At 51.9% G+C, this 20,593-nt stretch carries 16 protein-coding genes; 12 read left to right on the top strand and 4 right to left on the bottom strand.

The window, feature by feature from the left end; translation table 11 throughout:
* Nucleotides 1–70 precede the first annotated feature (70 nt).
* The 4 genes from PGW97_RS09445 (at nt 71) to map (ending at nt 4,331) form a co-directional block, all read left to right on the top strand.
* The gene (locus tag PGW97_RS09445; RefSeq protein WP_273857168.1) at nt 71–1,264 is read left to right on the top strand and encodes an efflux RND transporter periplasmic adaptor subunit; all 1,194 of its coding nucleotides are present in this window, start codon (nt 71–73) and stop codon (nt 1,262–1,264) included.
* Between the two features lie 360 nt (nt 1,265–1,624).
* Entirely contained in the window at nt 1,625–3,172 is a 1,548-nt protein-coding gene (locus tag PGW97_RS09440) for an alanine/glycine:cation symporter family protein (protein ID WP_047883565.1), read from the top strand.
* A gap of 183 nt (nt 3,173–3,355) precedes the next feature.
* Nucleotides 3,356–3,562, top strand: a complete 207-nt coding sequence (locus PGW97_RS09435) for a ParD-like family protein (protein ID WP_047883566.1) — start codon at nt 3,356–3,358, stop codon at nt 3,560–3,562.
* On the top strand, nt 3,555–4,331 hold the full coding sequence (gene map, locus PGW97_RS09430; protein WP_047883567.1) for a type I methionyl aminopeptidase: 777 nt from the start codon (nt 3,555–3,557) through the stop codon (nt 4,329–4,331). The genes PGW97_RS09435 and map overlap by 8 nt, the downstream gene beginning before the upstream one ends.
* Before the next feature lie 91 nt (nt 4,332–4,422).
* On the opposite strand, the gene PGW97_RS09425 is transcribed toward map, so the two are convergent.
* The gene (locus PGW97_RS09425; RefSeq protein WP_217392291.1) at nt 4,423–6,291 is read right to left on the bottom strand and encodes a methyl-accepting chemotaxis protein; all 1,869 of its coding nucleotides are present in this window, start codon (nt 6,289–6,291) and stop codon (nt 4,423–4,425) included.
* 586 nt (nt 6,292–6,877) lie between these two features.
* Between PGW97_RS09425 and PGW97_RS09420 the strand changes: the two genes are divergently transcribed.
* Nucleotides 6,878–7,492 carry a DJ-1/PfpI family protein gene (locus tag PGW97_RS09420; protein ID WP_273857167.1) on the top strand — a complete coding sequence of 205 codons (615 nt, stop codon included), beginning with the start codon at nt 6,878–6,880 and terminating at the stop codon, nt 7,490–7,492.
* A 188-nt stretch (nt 7,493–7,680) separates the two neighbouring features.
* Here the strand turns inward: PGW97_RS09420 and PGW97_RS09415 are convergent, their stop codons facing one another.
* Nucleotides 7,681–8,508: an IclR family transcriptional regulator gene (locus PGW97_RS09415; RefSeq protein ID WP_273857166.1), complete on the bottom strand. Its 828-nt coding sequence runs from the start codon at nt 8,506–8,508 to the stop codon at nt 7,681–7,683.
* Nucleotides 8,509–8,682: 174 nt separating this feature from the next.
* On the opposite strand from PGW97_RS09415, the gene pta reads away from it, so the two are divergent.
* Entirely contained in the window at nt 8,683–9,723 is a 1,041-nt protein-coding gene (gene pta, locus PGW97_RS09410) for a phosphate acetyltransferase (RefSeq protein WP_273857165.1), read from the top strand.
* Between the two features lie 270 nt (nt 9,724–9,993).
* Entirely contained in the window at nt 9,994–10,752 is a 759-nt protein-coding gene (locus PGW97_RS09405) for a sulfite exporter TauE/SafE family protein (protein ID WP_217392294.1), read from the top strand.
* 77 nt (nt 10,753–10,829) lie between these two features.
* Here the strand turns inward: PGW97_RS09405 and PGW97_RS09400 are convergent, their stop codons facing one another.
* Nucleotides 10,830–12,569: a cobaltochelatase CobT-related protein gene (locus PGW97_RS09400; protein WP_273857163.1), complete on the bottom strand. Its 1,740-nt coding sequence runs from the start codon at nt 12,567–12,569 to the stop codon at nt 10,830–10,832.
* On the bottom strand, nt 12,566–13,546 hold the full coding sequence (locus tag PGW97_RS09395) for an AAA family ATPase (RefSeq protein ID WP_273857162.1): 981 nt from the start codon (nt 13,544–13,546) through the stop codon (nt 12,566–12,568). Before PGW97_RS09395 ends, PGW97_RS09400 begins: the two co-directional genes overlap by 4 nt.
* A 482-nt stretch (nt 13,547–14,028) precedes the next feature.
* On the opposite strand from PGW97_RS09395, the gene xsc reads away from it, so the two are divergent.
* The 5 genes from xsc to PGW97_RS09370 all read left to right on the top strand — a co-directional run bounded on the left by xsc (nt 14,029) and on the right by PGW97_RS09370 (nt 20,575).
* On the top strand, nt 14,029–15,840 hold the full coding sequence (gene xsc, locus PGW97_RS09390) for a sulfoacetaldehyde acetyltransferase (RefSeq protein WP_217392297.1): 1,812 nt from the start codon (nt 14,029–14,031) through the stop codon (nt 15,838–15,840).
* Nucleotides 15,841–15,924: 84 nt separating this feature from the next.
* Nucleotides 15,925–16,965: a YeiH family protein gene (locus tag PGW97_RS09385; RefSeq protein ID WP_273857161.1), complete on the top strand. Its 1,041-nt coding sequence runs from the start codon at nt 15,925–15,927 to the stop codon at nt 16,963–16,965.
* Nucleotides 16,966–16,986: 21 nt separating this feature from the next.
* The gene (locus PGW97_RS09380) at nt 16,987–17,964 is read left to right on the top strand and encodes an FRG domain-containing protein (protein WP_273857160.1); all 978 of its coding nucleotides are present in this window, start codon (nt 16,987–16,989) and stop codon (nt 17,962–17,964) included.
* A 636-nt stretch (nt 17,965–18,600) separates the two neighbouring features.
* Complete coding sequence (locus PGW97_RS09375) at nt 18,601–19,014, top strand: nuclear transport factor 2 family protein (RefSeq protein ID WP_047883579.1); 414 nt, start codon at nt 18,601–18,603, stop codon at nt 19,012–19,014.
* Nucleotides 19,015–19,075: 61 nt separating this feature from the next.
* The gene (locus PGW97_RS09370; RefSeq protein ID WP_273857159.1) at nt 19,076–20,575 is read left to right on the top strand and encodes an NAD(P)/FAD-dependent oxidoreductase; all 1,500 of its coding nucleotides are present in this window, start codon (nt 19,076–19,078) and stop codon (nt 20,573–20,575) included.
* Nucleotides 20,576–20,593: the final 18 nt, after the last annotated feature.

Below are 20,593 nucleotides of genomic sequence, written 5' to 3'. Positions count from 1 at the left end.
GTGAGCTGTTAGGCGATGGTAATCAGTGACCTGACCCCAAGAATGCGACACCAAGGACGGAAAGCGATTTATGAAACACGTAATCAGCACACAATTGGAAGAAAGTCAAAACCACTGTCGCCAGAGCTTCAGTGTTCGGTATCGCCCAGCCACTTTTTCCCGCCCGGCAGGGCTGGGTTGGTTAAGAAAGTCCCGCCAAACGATGAAGTCAAGGTTGCCCCGGGGTGCCTGGCTGGTCATGGCGTTGGGAGCCATGGGATTAACCGCGTTTTCAGCGCAGGCGGCTAAACCGGTGGCGCTCGCGGTGGTCGAAAAAGTGCAGCATGCGCCAGTCACTTGGTACAGCGGAACAGTACGCAGTCAGCAGGAAGCCCGGCTGAGTATGGAAACAACCGGGCGATTAACCCGATTGGTTGAATTCGGCCAAACGGTGAAGCAAGGACAAGTGCTGGCGGAAGTCAATGCTGATGCACTGGCGCTGGAGCTGAAAATTGCCAAGGTGGCGGCAAAACGGGCTCAGGCGGTTGTGAGTCATCAGGAAACGGAACTGGTGAGGCTGGATAAGCTGGCGACGCGGCGCAATATCTCTGAAACCGAGCAGGCTACAGCGCGCCATGAGCTGTCAATTAGCCGTATAGCGCTCGAAAACGCCCGTCTGGAAGTGGATCTCATCGAAGAGAAGCTGGCACGTACCCGATTGGTGGCACCTTTCGACGGAACGGTAAATGACGTGTTCAAATCGGGCGGGGAATACGTCAATCAAGGGGAAGCGTTGATTCATCTGGTAAATACCCGCCTGCAGGAGATTCGGTTACAAGTACCCATCGCAGTGACGGAAAAGCTGACAACGGGCACGGCATTGAAAGTGGTTGCCGGCGATCAGCCCCTGACGGCCTCGCTGAACACAAAGAGTGCGGGCGCAGACTTACGGTCTCGTTTGATTGAAATGCGATTGCACCCGGAGAATGCCTCCTTGACGGTTGGTCAACCGGTGCGCATTGCGATTCCCGGCCAGTTTGCTGAAGACAGTGTGCTGGTTCCTCGTGATGCCGTGATATCGCAGGCGGGTGGAACGGCGTTGTTTGTTGCCTCCAAAGGGGACGACGACAAAACGACAGTACGAGAGGTGCCGGTTAATGTGCTTTACAGTCTTGACGGTAAAGTTGCTGTGAAAGGCGAAATCGGTATTGGAAAACTGGTGGTTGTACGCGGAGCCTCAGGGCTGACGGATGGTCAGCAGGTTGAGGTGATGTCAGGCAGTTGAGCAACGATGTGATTTTTTATGCGATTCATGTGAAGGTTTATTTGTTACGAACGGATGTTGAAATGGCATGCATCACGCTTTTTAGTGAATTGTGTAGCGATAAATTGTGACAGGAAGAGAAAATTTGGCTCGATTGCTTGTTTTTTGAACACTCAATAAGGGCTGAACTTTCTCTTTTTTAGTCATAATGTCTGAAAAATCGTCTTTTCAAAGAGTGAGGAATTGCTTGTTAATAAATTGTATGTGCATCGTGCTGATGATCACGTTCAATTGAGTGATAAAATAAAAACCTTAACATTTAAGTTACATTCTGCTTATTATACTGACGAAGCATTAACCAAACATACAGGGAGTTTTTTAATGCAGTCGTTAGTAGATTTTCTCAATGGAATAATTTGGAGCCCGGTGCTGATTTATCTATGCTTGGGTGCCGGTTTGTTTTACTCCATCATGACCCGCTTTGTGCAGATCCGTCATTTTCGCGAGATGTGGCGCCTGCTGTTATCAGGAAAAAGTTCAGACGAGGGTATTTCCTCTTTTCAAGCACTAGCCGTTTCTCTTTCTGGACGTGTAGGTACTGGTAACATTGCCGGTGTTGCTGCGGCAATCGGCTTCGGTGGTCCAGGTGCTGTATTCTGGATGTGGGTGGTTGCCTTCCTTGGCGCTGCGACTGCATATACTGAATCTGCTTTGGCTCAGATCTACAAAGAAAAAGATGAAGAAGGCCAGTTCCGTGGTGGTCCGGCTTACTACATCGAAAAAGCCATGGGGCAGAAATGGTATGCATGGGTGTTTGCTCTGGCAACGATCCTGGCTTGTGGTGTGCTGCTGCCGGGTGTTCAGTCAAACAGTATCGGTAATGCGATTGAAACTGCCTTTGGCAGCGGCCCGATGATTGATACCACGATTGGTACTATCAGCCTGGCGAAAATCATGACGGGTACGTTTGTGTCTGTGATTCTGGCTTTCATCATCTTCGGTGGTGTGAAGCGTATCGCGCACTTTACCCAGATTGTGGTTCCGTTCATGGCGCTGACTTACATCATCGTTGCGTTCGTTATCATCCTGCTGAACATTGACATGGTTCCAACGGTTATCAGCATGATCGTCGGTGATGCATTCACACCAATGGCCGGCTTCGGTGCGGCAATCGGGTGGGGTGTTAAACGTGGTGTTTACTCGAACGAAGCCGGTCAGGGAACAGGTCCACATGCCGCTGCGGCTGCGGATGTTCAGCACCCTGCACAACAAGGTCTGGTTCAGTCGTTCTCTATCTACATCGATACACTGCTGGTTTGTTCTGCAACGGCGTTCATGATCATCATCACTGGTGCTTACAACGTACACGGCAGTGAAGAAGGCATGTTCCTGATTCAGAACCTGGCGGCAGATATCGGCGCGAACGGTCCAATGTTTACTCAGCTGGCAATTGAAAACTCAATGCCTGGTTTCGGTAAACCATTCATCGCCTTTGCACTGTTCTTCTTCTCATTCACCACGATCCTGGCTTACTACTACATTGCGGAAACCAACATTGCTTACATCCGCCGTACAGTGAAAGTTCCGGGTATGATGTTTGCTCTTAAAATCGTACTGACCGTTGCGGTGTTCTACGGTACGGTGAAAACAGCAAACCTTGCGTGGGCAATGGGTGATGTGGGTGTAGGCCTGATGGCATGGCTGAATATTGTCGGTATCCTGATTATCTTCTTCATGGCTAAACCAGCGCTGATTGCTCTGAAAGACTATGAAGTACAGCAGAAAGCCGGTGTGAAAGATTTCACTTTCAACCCTGTTCAGCTGGGCATCAAGAATGCGGATTACTGGGAAGAGCGTTGTAAAGAGCAGAACACTGCCACTGAAGCAGCCACAGAGCTGGATGGTGAGCAGGTTAAGCCAACGGCGTAACCCACTGAAAATTTGACAGACAACGTCACTAAAAGGCCAGCGAAAGCTGGCCTTTTTCTTTGGTTCACTGACAGAAGAGCTAGTCGGTCAGGCTGCGTTGCTCGTGACTGAAGAGACACGACCAGTTGCACATCTTATATGATTAATATACATTCCATATATAAAACGTATTCAAGGTGTATCATGGGAATTGTGAAAATTTCAGATGAGCTGCATGAAGAGATCCGTAAAGCCAGTACGGTGATGGCGCGCTCTATCAATGCCCAGGCTGAGTTCTGGATCAAAATGGGTATGCTGGCTGAGATGAATCCGGGCCTGACTTATAATGAGTTGGTTCGTCAGCTACTGGCCAGCCAAGACGTGAATCTGGCAGGTGTCGTTAATGAATAATGTCACGATTAAAACGGCGCAAGAAGCGGAGTTGATGCGTGAGTCCGGGCGTTTGCTGGCGCAAGTGTTTGCGATGCTGGATGACTATATCCAGCCGGGCATTACGACCATGGACATTAATAATGTTGTCGAGCGCTTTATTACCGATGAACTGAAAGCCCGGCCTGCCAGCAAAGGACAGTACGGTTATGAGTATTCGCTGAATACTTCGATCAACGAAGTTGTGTGCCATGGTGTTCCCAGTGAGCGGAAAAAGCTGGCCAGTAAAGACATCATTAACGTCGACATAACACTGGAAAAGAATGGCTTTATTGCAGATTCCAGCACCACCTATGTCATGCCTGATGCGACGCCGATAGCAAAAGCGCTGGTGAAAACCACGTATGAAGCGATGTGGGAAGGGATCAAAGTCGTGAAACCGGGTGCCCGACTGGGAGATGTCGGCCACGCTATCCAGCAACATGCTGAAAAACAGGGTTACAGCGTGGTACGCGAATATTGCGGTCATGGCATTGGCCGTGAAATGCATGAAGACCCGCAAGTTCTGCACTACGGGCTGCCAAATACCGGGCTGGTCTTGCAGGAAGGGATGACCTTTACGATTGAACCGATGATCAACGCCGGAACAGAAAAAACCAAAACGAAAAAAGACGGCTGGACGGTGATTACACGCGATAAGAAGCTGTCAGCGCAGTTTGAACACACGGTGCTGGTAACGGCTGACGGGTATGAAGTGCTAACCTTGCGTGCACACGAACAGCAGGGCTGACGTCTGCTTCAAGATGAGTTGAGAGCACGCCCGATAAAAAAGCCACGGCAGATGCCGTGGCTTTTTGTTACGTGAAAAACAATACGGGTACTCAGACGATAAATTTGTTCATGACATCGTCCTGTTCACGAACCCTGCTGATTTGCTCGCCCATGGCTTTGTTGGTGTCTTCCGCCGCGTTGGCCACCTGCACCGACAGCTCTTTGATATTTAAAGTGTTGGTGTTGATTTCTTCTGCGACCAGGCTCTGCTCTTCGGCAGCAGAAGCGATTTGCAGGTTCATATCATTGATCTGTTGAATCGCCGTACTGATACGAATCAGTGCCTCGTCGGCCTCGTTAGATTTCACGACCGTTTCGGCTGCTGTCTCTTTACTCAGCCCCATGACTTCAGCCGCTGAGCTGGCGCCACTTTGCAGCTGTTCAATCATCTGGCGGATTTCAGTGGTCGATTCCTGCGTACGCTGGGCTAGGGTGCGAACTTCATCTGCCACGACGGCGAAACCACGACCGGATTCACCAGCACGGGCGGCTTCAATGGCGGCATTCAGCGCTAGCAGGTTGGTTTGATCCGCAATCTCATTAATGACTTTCAGGATTTTCTCGATATTGCCGGTCGATACTTCAAGCTGACGGACCACTTCAACGGCCTGATCGATCTGGCTGGACAGCGCCGAAATGGCTTCTGCCGTGTGGGATACGACCTGGCTGCCGTCTTTCACGGCTTCATCGGCTTGCTGTGCGGCAGTCGCTGCGTTCTGAGCATTGCTGGCGACTTCAACCGACGAGGTTGCCATTTCGTGCATTGCGGTGGCCAGTTGATCCAGCTCTCTGAGCTGAATGGACATCGCTTCTGCGGATTCCTGTGCACCGCTTGCTGACTGTTCTGTCCCGGTCAGAATCTCACGGCTGAGCGATTTAGACTGGAGGATCAGTGTCTGCAATTTCTCGGTGAACGCATTGAAGCCGGTTGCCAGCTCAGCAAATTCGGCGTCAGTGTTCGTATCCAGACGGCGGGTCAGATCACCGTGACCGGAGGCGACATCCTGGATCGCAGCGTTAAGTTCACGCAACGGTTTCATCAGGATCTTGATCAACAGCAACAGGGCAATGATCCCGGCGATCAACGACACAACGGAATAAATCATAGCTTCATTTTTAAGGGCATTGACTGCCGCGAATGCCTGGTCTTCATCCAGCAGGGCACCGATGTACCAGTCCTGACCATTAATCTGGGTAAAGGACAGCACCATTGATTGCCCGTTCATGTCGAAGCGTTGTGCATCACCGGAAATCTGGTGGGTACCCAGAAAATCGCCCATTGGTTTGCCGTTCAGTTTGGCATCCGGGTGCGCAATCACTGTGCCGGCTTTATCGACAATGAACAGGTAACCGGCATCAAACAGTGATACCTGATTAACCAGACTGGCCAGATCGCTCAGGCTCATGTCAAAGAAAATCGAACCTTCGAACTGACCCTGATGAATCATCGGGCTGGCAATCGAGACCAGAATCTCATTGGAAACCGCATCGGAATACGGTGCGGTCACGATCAGTTTTCTGGCCTGCTTACTTTCAATATACCAGGGGCGGGCACGAGGCTCCCAACCTGCGCCGGGATCCCAGCTTGGATCGTTACTGGTGAAACTTCCGTCTTGCTCGAAACCGAGGCCGGTCAGGAGAAATGCGTCTCTGACAACAGGCTGGTCAATCACAGTGTGAATGTTTTCACTGGTGAGATCCTGACTGACCAGACTGGTCACATAGCTTGCCAGTGAAAGACTGCTGGTGAGTTTGGCATCCACTGTGTTGCTCATCCCGGTGATGATTTCATCCATGCTGCGCATGACCAGTGTCTGAATATGGTTTTTGGTAGTGAAATATTGATTCGTGGACAGCAGCGACAATGCAGCCAGCATAATTGCTGAGGCTGTCGCGACCACTTTATGACTGAACTTCATTAGATCCCTCAAAAGCGCAGATAAATGCATGTGCTAAGCATTGTGTCGGCCTGGTAATAAAATTGTTAATATCGCTTTTCGGAATATGTGATCTCGATCTTGATTTTAACGGCGTATTTTCACCTCAGTCTCGATACGCACAGCATTTGTGTTTGGTGCTGATATGTAACAAAGTGATTTGTGGTTGTTTTTTGACCTGTTATGGGATTTTGTCAGGCGTGGCTATTTGACCATAACATGGGCAACTTTTGGCACTGTCATGGTTGATGAATGCCCAGGATTGTTATGTGTATTGTTTTATATCTCATATTTTGCAATCCACTGTATTCCGTGCTTGGTGAATGGTGAGCTGTCGCTCATAGTGTGGTTCGTGAAGCAACTCGCGGGCTGATGCTGAAGCGTGGACAATAAAAGTGCTGGACAACGAACGTGTGGCAATCAAACTTGCTGACGCCTTTTTCCCATATGTCCAAAGACAAGAAATCAACCGAAATCCAAGTGGCTAAATCCGGTTAAGGACAGTTAAGTCAGCCCCAAGCAGAGTTAAAGCCAGTAAAACCAATTAAAGTCAGTAAAAGGAAGGGACATGTACCAGATTGCCATCGTCATTTTTGATGATTTTACGGATGTTGATTTTTTTCTGATGCGAGATGTTCTCGGCCGTTCACAGAAAGACTGGACGGTGAGCGTGCTTGGCACAAAACCTCAGCATCATTCTGCGTTGGGTATGGCGGTCAAAACAGACGGGCCACTTGATGACGCTAACAAGGCTGACGTGGTGCTGTTTACCAGTGGTTACAAAGGTGTCCCTGCCGCTTTGGCGGATGAGGCATTTCTGTCTGCCTTCCGTCTGGATCCGAAACGTCAGTTGATCGGCTCAATTTGCGCGGGAGCCTATATTTTGCAGGCTTTAGGATTACTGGACGGGATACAGGCCACCACACATCCGGATGCCAAGGCGGGCCTTGTGAAATTGGGCGTGGATGTGCTGGATAAACCGCTGGTGGTGGCGGGCAATATTGCAACAGCTGGTGGCTGTTTGTCTTCAATGTACCTGACCGGCTGGATAGCAGAACGCTTGTATGATGCAGATAAACGCCGTGAAGTGCAGCGTCAGCTGATCCCGGCTGGCCAACAAGCGCAGTTTGAGGCACTGATAGCCGGGACGATTGCTGAGGCGATACCAGCTGTTATTGACTAGTTGCCTGATCAGGTGCTGGCTCCAAAGCCAAAGCCAAAGCCAAAGCCAAAGCCAAAGCCAAAGCCAAAGCCAAAGCAGAGGATTGACCTGGTGGCTGAATATGCGTAATCCAAGCCCGAACTGACTATTCCTTCGGGGCTGGATATGATTAGGGCTGGATCATACGTGCTTGGCAGCACGACGCATATTCAATCGCTATCTAAAATGGAATCCGGCCAGCTTTCAGCTTCGATTTTTGCCAGCGCATCCGCCGCACGTTGCAACGCGGGCAAGAAATTCAGGGCTTGATCCGGCTTTAAGCGCATAATGGGGGCTTGTATCGCAATCCCTAGATTTGAGCGCCCGGATGTTGCCGGTACTAGTACCGCCACACAGAATAAGCCCGGTAAAAACTCTTCATTATCAGTAGCAAAACCGTTCCGTTTTATGTGTTCAAGTTCGGCTTCCAGCGCATCAAAATCCGAGATGGTTTTCTCCGTGTATTGGGTCAGCTCAACATTTTTGAGCAGACGTCGTCGCTGTGACGGGGTCATGTTGGCCAGAAATAATTTGCCCGTGGCCGAACAATGAACCGGCACGCGAGAGCCCGGATGCAGGTAAAACCGCAGCGGAGCTTCTGTTTCAACCCGATCGACATAAATGACCTCACCACCTGACAGGGCGGTAAGGTTACAGCTTTCACCCACTTCTTCTTTCAGCTTACGCAGCACGGCATGGCGCGCGCTGTGAGTGGTGCTGTTCAGCAGTAACTGCTCGGCAAGGCGACGCAGCCTTACACCTGAACTGTAGTGTCGTTCATCACCATCACGCTGAATAATGCCGGCATTTTCCAGTTGCTGAAGCATCCGGTGCAGGGTCGGCTTGGGCAGCCCTGTTTCCTCGACCAGTTTCTGCAGAGAGAAAAATTCATCCTTCTCAGCAATGACTTCCAGTAGAGAAAACAGGCGCAGCGTCGGGGTGTCTCCCTCCACACGCGCTGGTGTCAGGGTCGGTTTATCTTTCACTGTACTCGTCATATTGCTTTGATTTCCTTATGTATCCTAAATACATAATAGCAATTATACCGTTTTTTTGAATATTCGTTGACGATAAACAGGTGAACAATTAATATTCAAATTAAATATCGTTAATCGGAATATATCGTCTCATTATTTGTTGTTTTTGTGGTGAGACCCATAAGGCAGGCACATATGAAGGCAATGAATCGCATCATCGAAAAAGCCAGACAGGACAAGGTTCGCATTGTGCTCAGTGAAGCGGACGATCCGAGAGTGCTTAAAGCGGCAGCGATGGCTGTTGAGCAAGGGATTGCGACAATCAGTCTGGTCGGTGACGTAAGGAGCATGAAGGCGCTGGCTGCACAGGAACACATTGATATTAGCCATTGTGAACTGATTGAGCCCGCCAGTTCGCCATGGCGGGCTGAACTCACCGACGCGTTGTTCCAGTTGCGTGCAGCCAAAGGGATGACCCGCGAGCAGGCAGAAAACGCGGTGATGAATCCGCTCTGTTTTGCCAACCTGATGGTACGACAGGGGATGGCAGATGGGTCGGTGGCCGGAGCTGTGCTGACCACGGCCGAGGTGGTGCGTAGTGCTATTCAGATTATCGGTGTAGCGCCGGGGTGTAAGCTGGTGTCGAGCTTTTTTCTGATGATGCTGTGCGAGCCCTTTCATGACCTGAAAGGCGGTGTCATCTTTTCCGATTGCGGTCTGGTGGTTGATCCCGATGCCGAGCAGTTGGCAGATATTGCTTTGTCTGCCGCTGACAGTGCGCGAGGCTTGCTGATGGAAGAGCCCAAAGTGGCCATGTTGTCGTTTTCTACCAGTGGCAGTGCCAGTCATGCGGCTGTCGATAAGGTGGTACAGGCCGCAGCACGGGTGAAACAACGTCAACCGGAGCTGGCGATTGATGGTGATGTGCAGCTCGATGCAGCTATTGTGCAAGAAATTGCGGCGCGAAAACTGCCGGAATCGCAAGTGAAAGGGCGATCAAATGTGCTAATTTTCCCCAATCTTGAAGCGGGCAATATTGGCTACAAACTGGCTGAGCGGGTTGGCCGGGCGGTGGCAGTGGGACCGCTGCTGCAAGGGTTGGCCAAACCGGCCAATGATCTGTCCCGCGGATGCAGTATTTCCGACATTTTCAACGTGATTGCCGTTACGGCGGTACAGGTGCAGGCAAATCAGCAGGCGATGCCGGAGCGAGCATTAACAGAATCTCATGGCTAATTTCTAAGGGGATTCATTACTAGATTCTTTGTGTTAGCCCTTAAAAAGGCATCACATGAAATAATCCTCTGAGTCACGGGCTCGGAGGATGAACAACTGGGTCTGATGTCATGGCGCCGGGAACTGGGGCGTCAATACAAGTGTGTCATTGTAATTAGCATCATTAGCATCATTAGCATCATTAGCATCAAGGCAATCTGCCGTACCATTTCGGTGAAAATCCAAGTCAATCGGTCTCTGGTTGCAGTATCTGAGTGAGAGTCAGGCATCATGTCCATCGAAACCTTGTTTACCTTGCTCGCCATAATCATGGTGGGAACGTATTTTCAGACCGTCACCGGATTTGGGATGGGAATTATTGTTGTTGGCGCATCCAGCGCGTTGGGACTGACCACCGTGGCTGTGATTGCTGCGGTGGTCAGCCTGATCACACTGGTCAACTGTGCTGTTGCTCTGCCGGGGGTAGCCCGCCAGACAGACTGGCGTGTGGTTTTTTCTGTGGTATTGGGCGTGCTACCCGGAATTGCAGCTGGGGTTTGGCTGCTGGATATGTTGAGTGACTCGGCGACCAATCTGCTGCAAGGGCTATTAGGCTCAATGATTGTTTACAGTGCGGTGAATTTTTTTATGCGCCCTGAACCCGGACAACGGCAGTCGGGCCGCTCCAGCTTTGTGGTCAGCGGCTTTGGTTCCGGACTGGCTGGTGGCCTGTTTGGTATGGCGGGCCCACCGCTGATCTATCAGTTTTATCGCCAGCCATTTGATATTAAAACCATCCGGAATTTGCTGCTGATCAGCTTTGCGTTTACGTCTTCGATTCGCAGCGTCTTTATCGCGGTTCAGGGCAAGCTGGACACAGAAATTTTGATCTTGGCGGGTATCGCTATTCCGGTCGTAACCCTTAGTACGTACCTGGCCCGGCAATTTCCGCCGCCGCTCAGTGCAGAGGCCATGCGGCGGATGGTGTTTGGTATTTTGATGCTGATTGGCCTCTATTTGCTGATTATTGCTTTCTCTTCGTGGGTTTAATCGGATAACGCGATCCACTGCAAGCGCCCCGGTAGCTCATATCCACTATCTAGTAGCTAGTAGCCAGTAGCCATTGGCTATCGGCGCGCCCCTGCAAGCAGTGTCACGATATCTGCCAACAAGCGGTTGTTGACCTCAAGACTGTCACCGATAGCGAGATTCTGTCGGTAGTAGGGACTGAGGTCTAACCCGAGCCCAATTCCCAGCACGGCCACATCTCCCTGGCGCTGTTGCTGTTCCACTACCGCTTTCAAGTGATTATCAAGATAGAACTTATCATTAGTCAGGTTGGTTGCTGTATCCATTGGGCAACCATCCGAAAGTACCAAAAGAAATCGCCGTGCCTCAGGGCGGGCTCGTAACCGCTGGCAGGCCCATTCCACCGCCTCGCCGTCGATGCCTTCTTTGAATAAATCGGCTTTGAGCAAAGCTGCCATTTCTTTGCGGGCATGCCGCCAGTGGCGTTCTGCGGGTTTGAAAATAAGGTGCCGGATCTCACTCAGTCTGCCTGGATAAGCAGGACGCCCCTGACGTAACCAGTCGCTGTAAGCCCGGCCACCATTCCATGCCTGAGTGGTAAATCCCAGCACCTCACTGGAAATACCCGCCATACCCAGTGCCCTGACCATCACATCAATCATCAAAGCCACTTTTTCACTGTGGTCGCGCATCGAGCCGGAGCAGTCGATAAGGAAACTGACGATAGCGTTCGCGGTAGGGGGATAACGCTCCTGGCAGAACAGCCTACGTTCCGATGGCGAGCTGATAAGCTGGCTGAGTCGGCGGCCATCAATCCGGCCTTCTTCCTCCCCAAACGTCCAGCCATTGCGCTGTGGCGGATTAAGAGCGGCTGCTAACTGACGTGAAAGATGGCGCAAATTAATGCCCTGATTGCGTATTTTCTCGTCGAGTTTCTCCCGAAATTCAATCAGCAGGGCATCGCGCACCAGCGAGGATGCCTGAACTTCTTCATCATACTGTCGGGTGTATACCTGATAATGCTGATGATACTGCGTAAAGGCTTTGCTCTCACCGCTGGTGGCAAGGCTGAGGGTTTCATCGGCAAGGGCTTCGTCACTAAGAAGCAGTGGAAAGGCGGCTAACACCTTGTCCAGCAGATTGTCCGGTTGGGGAGCGTCACTGTTCTCGGCCTGCTGCGCCAACTTGGCATCGATCATCGCGTGGATAGTGTCGGCAATAGCACAGGCATGGATGGCAAACTTTTCCTGGTTATGTATTTGGCGTTTTAATCCGGCCAGATCGGTGCCGATAATCGGCACAATGGCCGCGCGTGTTGCCTCGATGGCGAATTCAGCATACTCAGGCACAGGAATCGTGTGTAACCGCGAACGGGTGATCAGAACCAGGGTATACAGCAAGTTTCCAATCTGAGTTTCCGTCAGACCTGACTGGAAAGTCAGTTGCGCCCAGTGGCTGAAATGCCGGGCCAGATTGGTGCGCACACCCGGCAGGTGGTCCGGCACAATGGCCTCAATACGAAATTGTTCCAGCAGATCAAAAATCAGTCGGGCAACGGGGGGCTGTGGGGCTAACTGCCTATGAAGAGGGCGATTGGAATAGCGCAAATGCAGCGCGATAGCATCCAGTTGACCACGTTTGATCGTGAAGGGCGTAGCTTCATCGCCAGACTGGACAGGGGGAGCGGGGTGCAAATGGACGGCAGGAATGGGCAAGGGGGTATTTTGCCGATACAGCCGGTCGCCGCGAACATGTAGGCCTGGTTCGCCACTCAGAGCACGGGCGCCAGCACTGCAAAGTTCCGTGGCTTTTTGTTGCGCTCGGGAATATGGCTTCATGCAGTTCGCTCCTCACTGAGCGCCCAGGAGGCGTCCAGTTCCTGATCAAAACAGCGCTGGAAGTATTCCGCAATGACCGGTCGCTCTAACTCATCGCATTTATTCAGGAAAGAGAGCTTAAAGGACAGTGCAGGATTGCCGAAAATTTTGCAGTTTTCTGCCCAGGTAATGACGGTTCGCGGTGACATCAGGGTCGAAATGTCGCCAGCGGCAAATCCGTTGCGGGTCAGTTCAGCCACGGCAATCATCTGACGCAGTAAGCGGTGGCCCGATTCGGTGTTTTTCTCGGGCACACGAGCCAGTACGATGGCCAGTTCTTCCTCGGCAGGCAGATAATTCAGGGTTGCTACAATGTTCCAGCGATCAATCTGAGCGTGGTTCAGTACCTGAGTGCCGTGATAGAGCCCGGACAGATTGCCAAGGCCAACGGTGTTGGCAGTGGCGAACAGGCGAAAGGCCGGATGTGGCTGAATGACCCGGTTTTGATCCAGTAAAGTGAATTTACCGTCACGTTCAAGGATCTGCTGGATCACAAACATGACGTCTGGTCGGCCAGCGTCATATTCATCGAAAATCAGCGTGACAGGGCGCTGTAACGACCACGGAATGATCCCTTCCTGAAATTCTGTGACTTGTTGACCGTTACGCAGCGTGATCGTGTCTTTCCCGACCAGATCCAGCCGGCTGAGGTGGCCATCCAGGTTCACGCGTACACAAGGCCAGTTTAACCGTGCCGCGACCTGTTCGATATGCGTGGACTTCCCTGTGCCGTGCATGCCTTGCACCATGGTTCGGCGATCCTGAGCAAACCCGGCCAGAATCGCTAAGGTGACCTCCGGGTTGAATCGGTAGGCCGGATCGATATCAGGTACATGATCATCACGCACCGAAAAGGCTGGCACCCGAAGATCGGTATCAATTCCGAACACGTCCCTGACTGACACTTCAATATCCGGCTGACTAACTGCTATTTCCATCTCTATTTTCTCCTTGAATTTTACCGATCTGTTTGTATTGGCTTGCTGATCCCGCACGGCGTGATCGGCCTTTGCTTGTGGCTGTCGCGCTGATTTTTGTAAACGCCTCTGCAACGGTTTCTGCATGTGCTTCTGCGTCTATTTCTGCATTTGCTTTTGCTTTTTTCTGGCTTGCGCGGTGGTCTGTTGTTTTTGCGTATCCCCCGAAAGCTGTCTTGTACAGGCCTGGAGTGAGCAAACATCAGGCGTCACGCGGGTCTCATTGTTAACGCGAAAGCGGCGATCCCGAAATAATCATAGTGCAACCTTGCTATCAAAATATCACTTTTCGGAATTTTTTTAATCAAAAAGTGAAATTTGTTTGACGGCTTGAAAATGTATGTCTAGGTTTAGATGGAGTTGTTAATAACGAGACAAATGGTTCCGGTATTTAATATTTAGTATTGCTTAACATTTAAAGTTCCATCATCAAGGAGATAGCTATGAGTGAACTCGATACACGCAAGGCCGTTGAAGGACCAACAAAAATGACCCCGTCAGAAGCATTTGTTGAAACCATGGTGGCAAATGGGGTGACCGACATGTTCGGCATCATGGGTTCAGCATTTATGGATGCGATGGACATTTTTGCGCCGGCCGGCATTCGCTTGATTCCGGTTGTCCACGAGCAGGGCGCCGCTCACATGGCTGATGGGTATTCGCGGGTATCCGGCAATCACGGTGTCGTGATTGGGCAAAACGGGCCGGGTATCAGTAACTGTGTGACCGCCATTGCCGCGGCATACTGGGCGCACAGCCCGGTGGTGATTGTGACCCCGGAAACCGGAACCAATACCATGGGGCTGGGTGGCTTCCAGGAATGTAATCAGCTGCCGATGTTCCAGGAATTTACCAAGTACCAGGGGCATGTGACGCACCCGTCGCGTATGGCTGAGTACACCGGGCGTTGTTTTGACCGTGCCATGAGTGAAATGGGGCCGACGCAGCTGAATATCCCGCGTGACTATTTCTATGGCGAAATCACCTGTGAAATTCCAAAACCTGCCCGTCTGGAGCGTGGTGCCGGTGGTGAACAAAGCCTGAACGATGCGGCTGACCTGCTGGCCGAAGCGCGCTTTCCGGTCATCATTTCCGGTGGTGGCGTGGTGATGGGCGATGCAATTGAAGAGTGTAAAGCACTGGCTGAGCGTCTGGGTGCGCCGGTCGTGAACAGCTACCTGCACAACGACTCATTCCCGGCCAGCCACCCGCTGTGGTGTGGTCCTCTGGGGTATCAGGGCTCGAAAGCCGCGATGAAACTGATTTCTCAGGCTGATGTGGTGATTGCACTGGGCTCGCGTCTGGGGCCATTCGGTACACTGCCTCAGCACGGGATGGATTACTGGCCGAAAGACGCCAAGATCATCCAGATTGATGCTGACCATAAGATGCTGGGTCTGGTGAAGAAAATTTCCGTCGGTATTTGCGGTGATGCCAAGGCAGCGGCAGTGGCACTGGCCGATCGTCTGGAAGGACGCACTCTGGCTTGTGATGCCACCAAAGACGAACGTTTCAGCAAAGTACAGGCTGAAAAAGAAATCTGGGAAAAAGAACTGGACGATTGGACCCATGAACGTGATCAGTTCAGCCTGGATATGATCGAGAAAAATGCCGGTGAAAAACCATTCTCCGGGGGCGAATACCTGCATCCGCGTCAAGTGTTGCGCGAACTGGAAAAAGCGATGCCGGACGATGTCATGGTGTCTACCGATATCGGCAACATTAACTCTATTGCTAACAGCTACTTGCGTTTTGAAAAGCCACGCAGCTTTTTCGCCGCCATGAGCTTTGGTAACTGTGGTTACGCGTTCCCGACCATTATCGGGGCCAAAGTGGCCGCTCCGCACCGACCAGCGATTTCCTATGCCGGTGACGGTGCCTGGGGGATGAGTCTGATGGAGACCATGACCTGTGTTCGCCACAACATTCCGGTTACTGCCGTTGTGTTCCATAACCGCCAGTGGGGCGCAGAGAAGAAAAATCAGGTTGATTTCTACAACCGCCGATTTGTGGCCGGTGAACTGGACAACCAGAGCTTTGCTGAGATTGCCCGTGCGATGGGCGCAGAAGGTATCACGGTTGACCGCCTGGAAGATGTCGGCCCGACCTTGCAAAAGGCCATCGACATGCAAATGAACGAAGGGAAAACCACGGTCATTGAGATTATGTGTACACAGGAGCTGGGCGACCCGTTCCGCCGTGATGCACTGTCTAAGCCGGTACGTTTCCTGGATAAATACAAAGATTACGTTTAATCCTTGGTGACACTTCGCCTGGCTCACAGTTGCCCTGATTCAATTGGGGCCAGGCATTTTTCTTCCTTTGTTGAGGACTTCCAGATGACCACAAACACCCTCAGCCATCCCCGTTCCCGCTTCGATGCTCTCACCCGTCTGGTTCCCGGACTGATGTTTTGCACAGTGATTGCTGCCGCAGCGTCCTTTGTGTCAGCGCAATATGGCGGCCCCAAGTTTCTGTACGCGCTGTTAATCGGGATGGCATTTCATTTTTTGGCTGACAACGGCAAGTGCCTGCCCGGCATTGAAGTCGCAGCCAAGAAACTGGTGCGGATTGGTGTGGCGCTGTTGGGGGTGCGCATTGCGATCAGTGATGTTCACGCGATTGGTACTGTGGGAGTGGTAGCGCTGGCTGGGGCTGTCGCGCTGACCATTCTGTTCAGCCTGTTGCTGGCCCGGTTACTAAAGCTGCCGCCAATGCTGGGATTATTGTCAGGTGGCGCAACCGGTATCTGTGGGATCTCTGCCGCAATGGCAATTTCATCGACGCTGCCGCAGAGCAAGGAAAATGAGCATTTTACGTTGCTTACCGCGATTGGAGTGGCCGCATTTTCCACCGCTGCCATGGTGCTGTATCCGCTGATAGTAACTGCGATGGGGTTGACCACGTCTGAAGCCGGTCTGTTTTTAGGCGGCGCGATCCATGATGTGGCACAGGTCGTCGGGGCCGGATTCATGATCTCGACCGATGTGGGCGACGCCGCCACGCTGGCCAAAATGTTCCGGGTCGCGATGCTAATGCCGGTGGTGGTGATTCTGATGCTGGTGTTTCACAACGCCCGTACGGCTGCTGGTGGCAGCGAAGCAGGCAAGCAGCCTTTGGTCCCCGGATTTCTGCTGGTGTTCATAGCTCTGGTGGCGTTCAACAGCTTGGGAATGTTACCCGCATCGGTCGTGGCGGTCAGCTCCGATCTCTCTAAGTGGTGTCTGGTGATCTCCATTGCAGCGCTGGGGGTGAAAACATCCTTTGAAAAGCTGGCAGAACTGGGTTGGCAACCCGTCGCGTTATTGCTTGGGAACGCGGTATTTATTGCGGCATATATGCTGTCGGTGGTCTTCATGACCCGGCTATGGACAGCGTGATTGATTGACAGGAGTACTGATATGCAGACATCAACCTATATCCGTTCTGTTGCCGGCTTTTTGGCTGCAATACGGGAACACAGCAGCGAGCACGAGCTAACGCTGTTTCGCGGCCAGCCGAACCGCCGCCGCTCGCTGTTACCGGCCATTGCCCGGCAGGCTCATGCCGCAACTCTCGATACCGAACGTCAGGTACTGGACATGTTTCGCCACTACGGTGGGGAAGATGTCGAGGTGGCGGGGCGTTATCACGAGGCTGCTGGCACCCATTCCATGACATCGACCCCTTCACCTTACTGGCACCTGCTGGCGCAGGCTCAGCAGTTCGGGCTGAAAACCCGGTTGCTGGAGTGGAGCAGTAATCCGCTCATTGCGCTCTGGTTTGCGTGCCAGAAAGCCGGGGCAGAACCCTATGTTTACTTGCTGAATGCCAGCAAGCTAAACGACGTTGATTACGATAGTGACCCGTTTGAATTGACCGAAACCCGGGTGTTTCCACCAACATTTGACCATGCTACGCATCCCCAACTTGCGGCGCAGAAAAGCTGGTACACCATTCACCCGTCGCTCTCTGCAGGGTCGGCTGAGTCGGCAGATTTGGCAGAAACACAAACGGGATTTGTGCCGTTGGAAAAAGAAGCGATCTCGCAGGGTCGGTTGGTTGAACTGCCAATTCTGCCGTCGATGAAAACCTCTTTGCTGGCAGAGCTGGCAAGCCACGGTATTGATCAGCGCTCAGTATCACCGGGTCTGGCCGGATTGTGTCAGCACCTGAACAGTTTGCTGGAGCCTGAGAGCCGATCTGGCGGAGGTGCCGCTCAGGGGCTGGAGCTGTCTCTGATGAAGAATGAAATGATGGGACAGGATACCGCAGCCGCCTTTTCTCGCTTGTCATCGGCCAGGCAGACAGCCTCGTCGTCGGCTGCTTATCGGCATGAACCTCAGGGGGGATTGCGTCAATACCGAAAGCGTTACAGCAGCGATTTTGATTTCGACTGAATGTGTTCGGTATCTGAGAGCGTTTCACGCCAAAGATGGGAAAGAGGACGGATCTGAGAAGCGACTGGTCAGCAGCGAATGATGTTAATGCATATCTATTGTTGAGGCTATTTGTATAGGTAAGGTCATTCGTATAGGTAAGACCATTTATTTTATATAGGTACGACCCTTCTTGCATTGACCTGAATAACCATTGGCATCGCCACGTACGTAGAAACGGGACGAAACAGCTCAGAAATTAATACCTGAAGTGGCCGTGATTTTGCATTAGTTGCAGTAGCTTGGAAGGGTTGCGGCTGAAAAGGATGAATCAAATAGCGAGCTTTGTTATTAAATTTTATTTTGTGGAATTATTTGTCTCAAATTACGAAATTTAATTTGAACAATACCATAGTCGGGGCTAACTTTAAGTTAAATTTATGTTACTAGTTTGGTGGGTTTCAAAAAGCAGAATACTGGCGAGTTACACGAACAATGCTCCCGGTTGGTGCCCCAAAAAGAAACACCGAACGAAGAAGATGCACCGGCTTTGTTCATCAGTTTGGGTTTCAGTCTTCAAACGGCTTGTTACCCACTGAATATCAAACCCATACGAAAAATCTATTATGTTACTTGTTAATTGAGAAGGAAAGCACTATGAGCACACAAACAAAGGAAATGTTGAACGATCAAGTCAGTGTGGAGTTTTTACAAGCCTTTAGTGCCGCCTGGAACAACCATGATATCGATGCACTGATGAGTTTTGTCACCGATGACTGTGTGTTTCATACTGCGGCCGGCCCTGAAGTATTCGGTAGCACGTTCTCAGGCCGTGACGCGGTACGAGAGAGTTTTCAGCAGGTCTGGAAAAACTTTCCGGATGCCGCCTGGCTGGATGGTGATCACTTCGTCAGCGGAGACCGTGCCATTTCCGAGTCTACGTTTTGCGCCACCAAACCGGATGGTAGCCGTATCGAAGCACGCATGGTTGACGTGTTCACACTGAAAGACGGCAAAATTCAGGTGAAAAATGCGTTTCGTAAAGACCGCCCATCACAACTTTCCGAATGACAGCCGCTGAGTGATAACAACCGCGAACGGTGAGTCTGTTCCTGAAGAGAAGGAGTGTGAAATGAGTGTACTGGCGGATAAACAAGAACAGGATGTTGACGTCAATGTGTCATCCAGTGCGGCGGCTAAACGGCAAGAAGCCACCCCGGACGGTAATGACAAACAAGCCACCCCGGCACGAGATCAGTATGACCCGGCTTACGATCCGCTAGTGGCCGCCAATCCGGGGCAGGGACGCGATTATGCTCCGACGTACTGGGTCGGCACAGCGGGTGAACCGCCAGCTGATGACGGCCCGATCACCAGCGATGTCGATGTCGATGTGGTGATCATTGGCTCCGGTTTTACCGGCCTGACCGCGGCCATTTTCCTGGCGGAGCAATACGGTATCAAAGCCACGGTGCTGGAAGCTAACCGCACCAGCTGGGGATGCAGTACCCGCAATGGCGGCCAGGCGCAATGCGCTTCGGGACGCTTGAAACGCTCACAATGGATTCAGCGCTGGGGGGTAGATACTGCGATAAAGATGCACGAAGAGTGTCTGGACGGGATGGCAACCTTCAAATCCCTTATCCAGGACATCGACTGTGATCCGCAGCCGGGAGGACACCTGTATGTCGCTCACCGACCTCGCGTCATGCCACAACTGGAAAAAGAAGCTAAGTTACTGCGGGAAACGTTCAACTACGATGCCCAAATCCTGGATGCCGACACGGTGAAAAAACAGTTTGTCGGGGATCAGGAAGCCTGCGGGGCAATGCATGAACCGGAAGGCATCGGGATTCATCCCGGTAAGCTGGCATTTGGTTACCTGAAAAAAGCCCGTGCCCTAGGGGCAACCGTGCATCCGGCCAGTCCGGTCATCGGCTGGGAAACGAAGAATGGTGTTCATCATCTTCGTACGCCGGGAGGTATTGTCCGGGCTCGTGCGGTGGGTGTGGCGACCGGCGGGTACACGTCTCAGGGGCTGCACCGCGAGCTGAAAAACCGGTTGTTACCCATTTTGTCCAACTCGATGGTGACCCGGCCACTGACTGATGCGGAAATTGATGCCTGCCAGTTCCGCACCAACCAAGTGATCACCGATACCCGGGTGTTACGTCACTACTATCGCCTGCTGCCGGATAACCGGGTGCAAATCGGAACCCGTAGCGCCATTACCGGCCGTGCGGCACCGAACCAGAAATATGAGGATATGCTCAAAGCCGATTTGACTCGTAAGTTCCCTGCCTTGGAAGGCATTCAGGTGGACTATTCATGGTGGGGTTGGGTCGATGTCAGTCACGACATGATGCCACGAATTTATCAGCCGAATCCGAAAGAATCCATTTACTACGCGATGGGTTATGGCGGCAACGGGGTGATGTACTCAGCCCAGGCTGGTAAGCGTCTGGCCCAGTGGATCGCCGGAGATGCACAGCAGCTCGACTTACCGATTTTCCAGTCACGCCTGCCGTTCCCGAATGTGCGGGAGATGGTCGAGTCGGAAGCCTTTGCGCCATTCCGCCGGTTTGGTCAGCGTTTTCTTTATCGCTGGTACCACCTGAAAGATGAAATGTGACGTGCAATGAAACCATTG

Origin of the sequence: Photobacterium sp. GSS17 (genome assembly GCF_028621875.1) — a bacterium.
Taxonomy (GTDB): domain Bacteria; phylum Pseudomonadota; class Gammaproteobacteria; order Enterobacterales; family Vibrionaceae; genus Photobacterium; species Photobacterium ganghwense.
The sequence above is the reverse complement of the archived record's forward strand: the minus strand, read 5'-3'. Positions and strand labels throughout refer to the sequence as shown.

Bases quoted from the DNA above. Each gene is read 5' to 3' on its own strand.
- PGW97_RS09425 (WP_217392291.1), bottom strand. From the start codon at position 6,291: ATGAAGTTCAGTCATAAAGTGGTCGCGACAGCCTCAGCAATTATGCTG.
- PGW97_RS09385 (WP_273857161.1), top strand. From the start codon at position 15,925: ATGACCACAAACACCCTCAGCCATCCCCGTTCCCGCTTCGATGCTCTC.
- PGW97_RS09380 (WP_273857160.1), top strand. From the start codon at position 16,987: ATGCAGACATCAACCTATATCCGTTCTGTTGCCGGCTTTTTGGCTGCA.
- PGW97_RS09435 (WP_047883566.1), top strand. From the start codon at position 3,356: ATGGGAATTGTGAAAATTTCAGATGAGCTGCATGAAGAGATCCGTAAA.
- xsc (WP_217392297.1), top strand. From the start codon at position 14,029: ATGAGTGAACTCGATACACGCAAGGCCGTTGAAGGACCAACAAAAATG.
- PGW97_RS09440 (WP_047883565.1), top strand. From the start codon at position 1,625: ATGCAGTCGTTAGTAGATTTTCTCAATGGAATAATTTGGAGCCCGGTG.
- PGW97_RS09415 (WP_273857166.1), bottom strand. From the start codon at position 8,508: ATGACGAGTACAGTGAAAGATAAACCGACCCTGACACCAGCGCGTGTG.
- pta (WP_273857165.1), top strand. From the start codon at position 8,683: ATGAAGGCAATGAATCGCATCATCGAAAAAGCCAGACAGGACAAGGTT.
- PGW97_RS09395 (WP_273857162.1), bottom strand. From the start codon at position 13,546: ATGGAAATAGCAGTTAGTCAGCCGGATATTGAAGTGTCAGTCAGGGAC.
- PGW97_RS09445 (WP_273857168.1), top strand. From the start codon at position 71: ATGAAACACGTAATCAGCACACAATTGGAAGAAAGTCAAAACCACTGT.
- map (WP_047883567.1), top strand. From the start codon at position 3,555: ATGAATAATGTCACGATTAAAACGGCGCAAGAAGCGGAGTTGATGCGT.
- PGW97_RS09420 (WP_273857167.1), top strand. From the start codon at position 6,878: ATGTACCAGATTGCCATCGTCATTTTTGATGATTTTACGGATGTTGAT.
- PGW97_RS09375 (WP_047883579.1), top strand. From the start codon at position 18,601: ATGAGCACACAAACAAAGGAAATGTTGAACGATCAAGTCAGTGTGGAG.
- PGW97_RS09400 (WP_273857163.1), bottom strand. From the start codon at position 12,569: ATGAAGCCATATTCCCGAGCGCAACAAAAAGCCACGGAACTTTGCAGT.
- PGW97_RS09370 (WP_273857159.1), top strand. From the start codon at position 19,076: ATGAGTGTACTGGCGGATAAACAAGAACAGGATGTTGACGTCAATGTG.
- PGW97_RS09405 (WP_217392294.1), top strand. From the start codon at position 9,994: ATGTCCATCGAAACCTTGTTTACCTTGCTCGCCATAATCATGGTGGGA.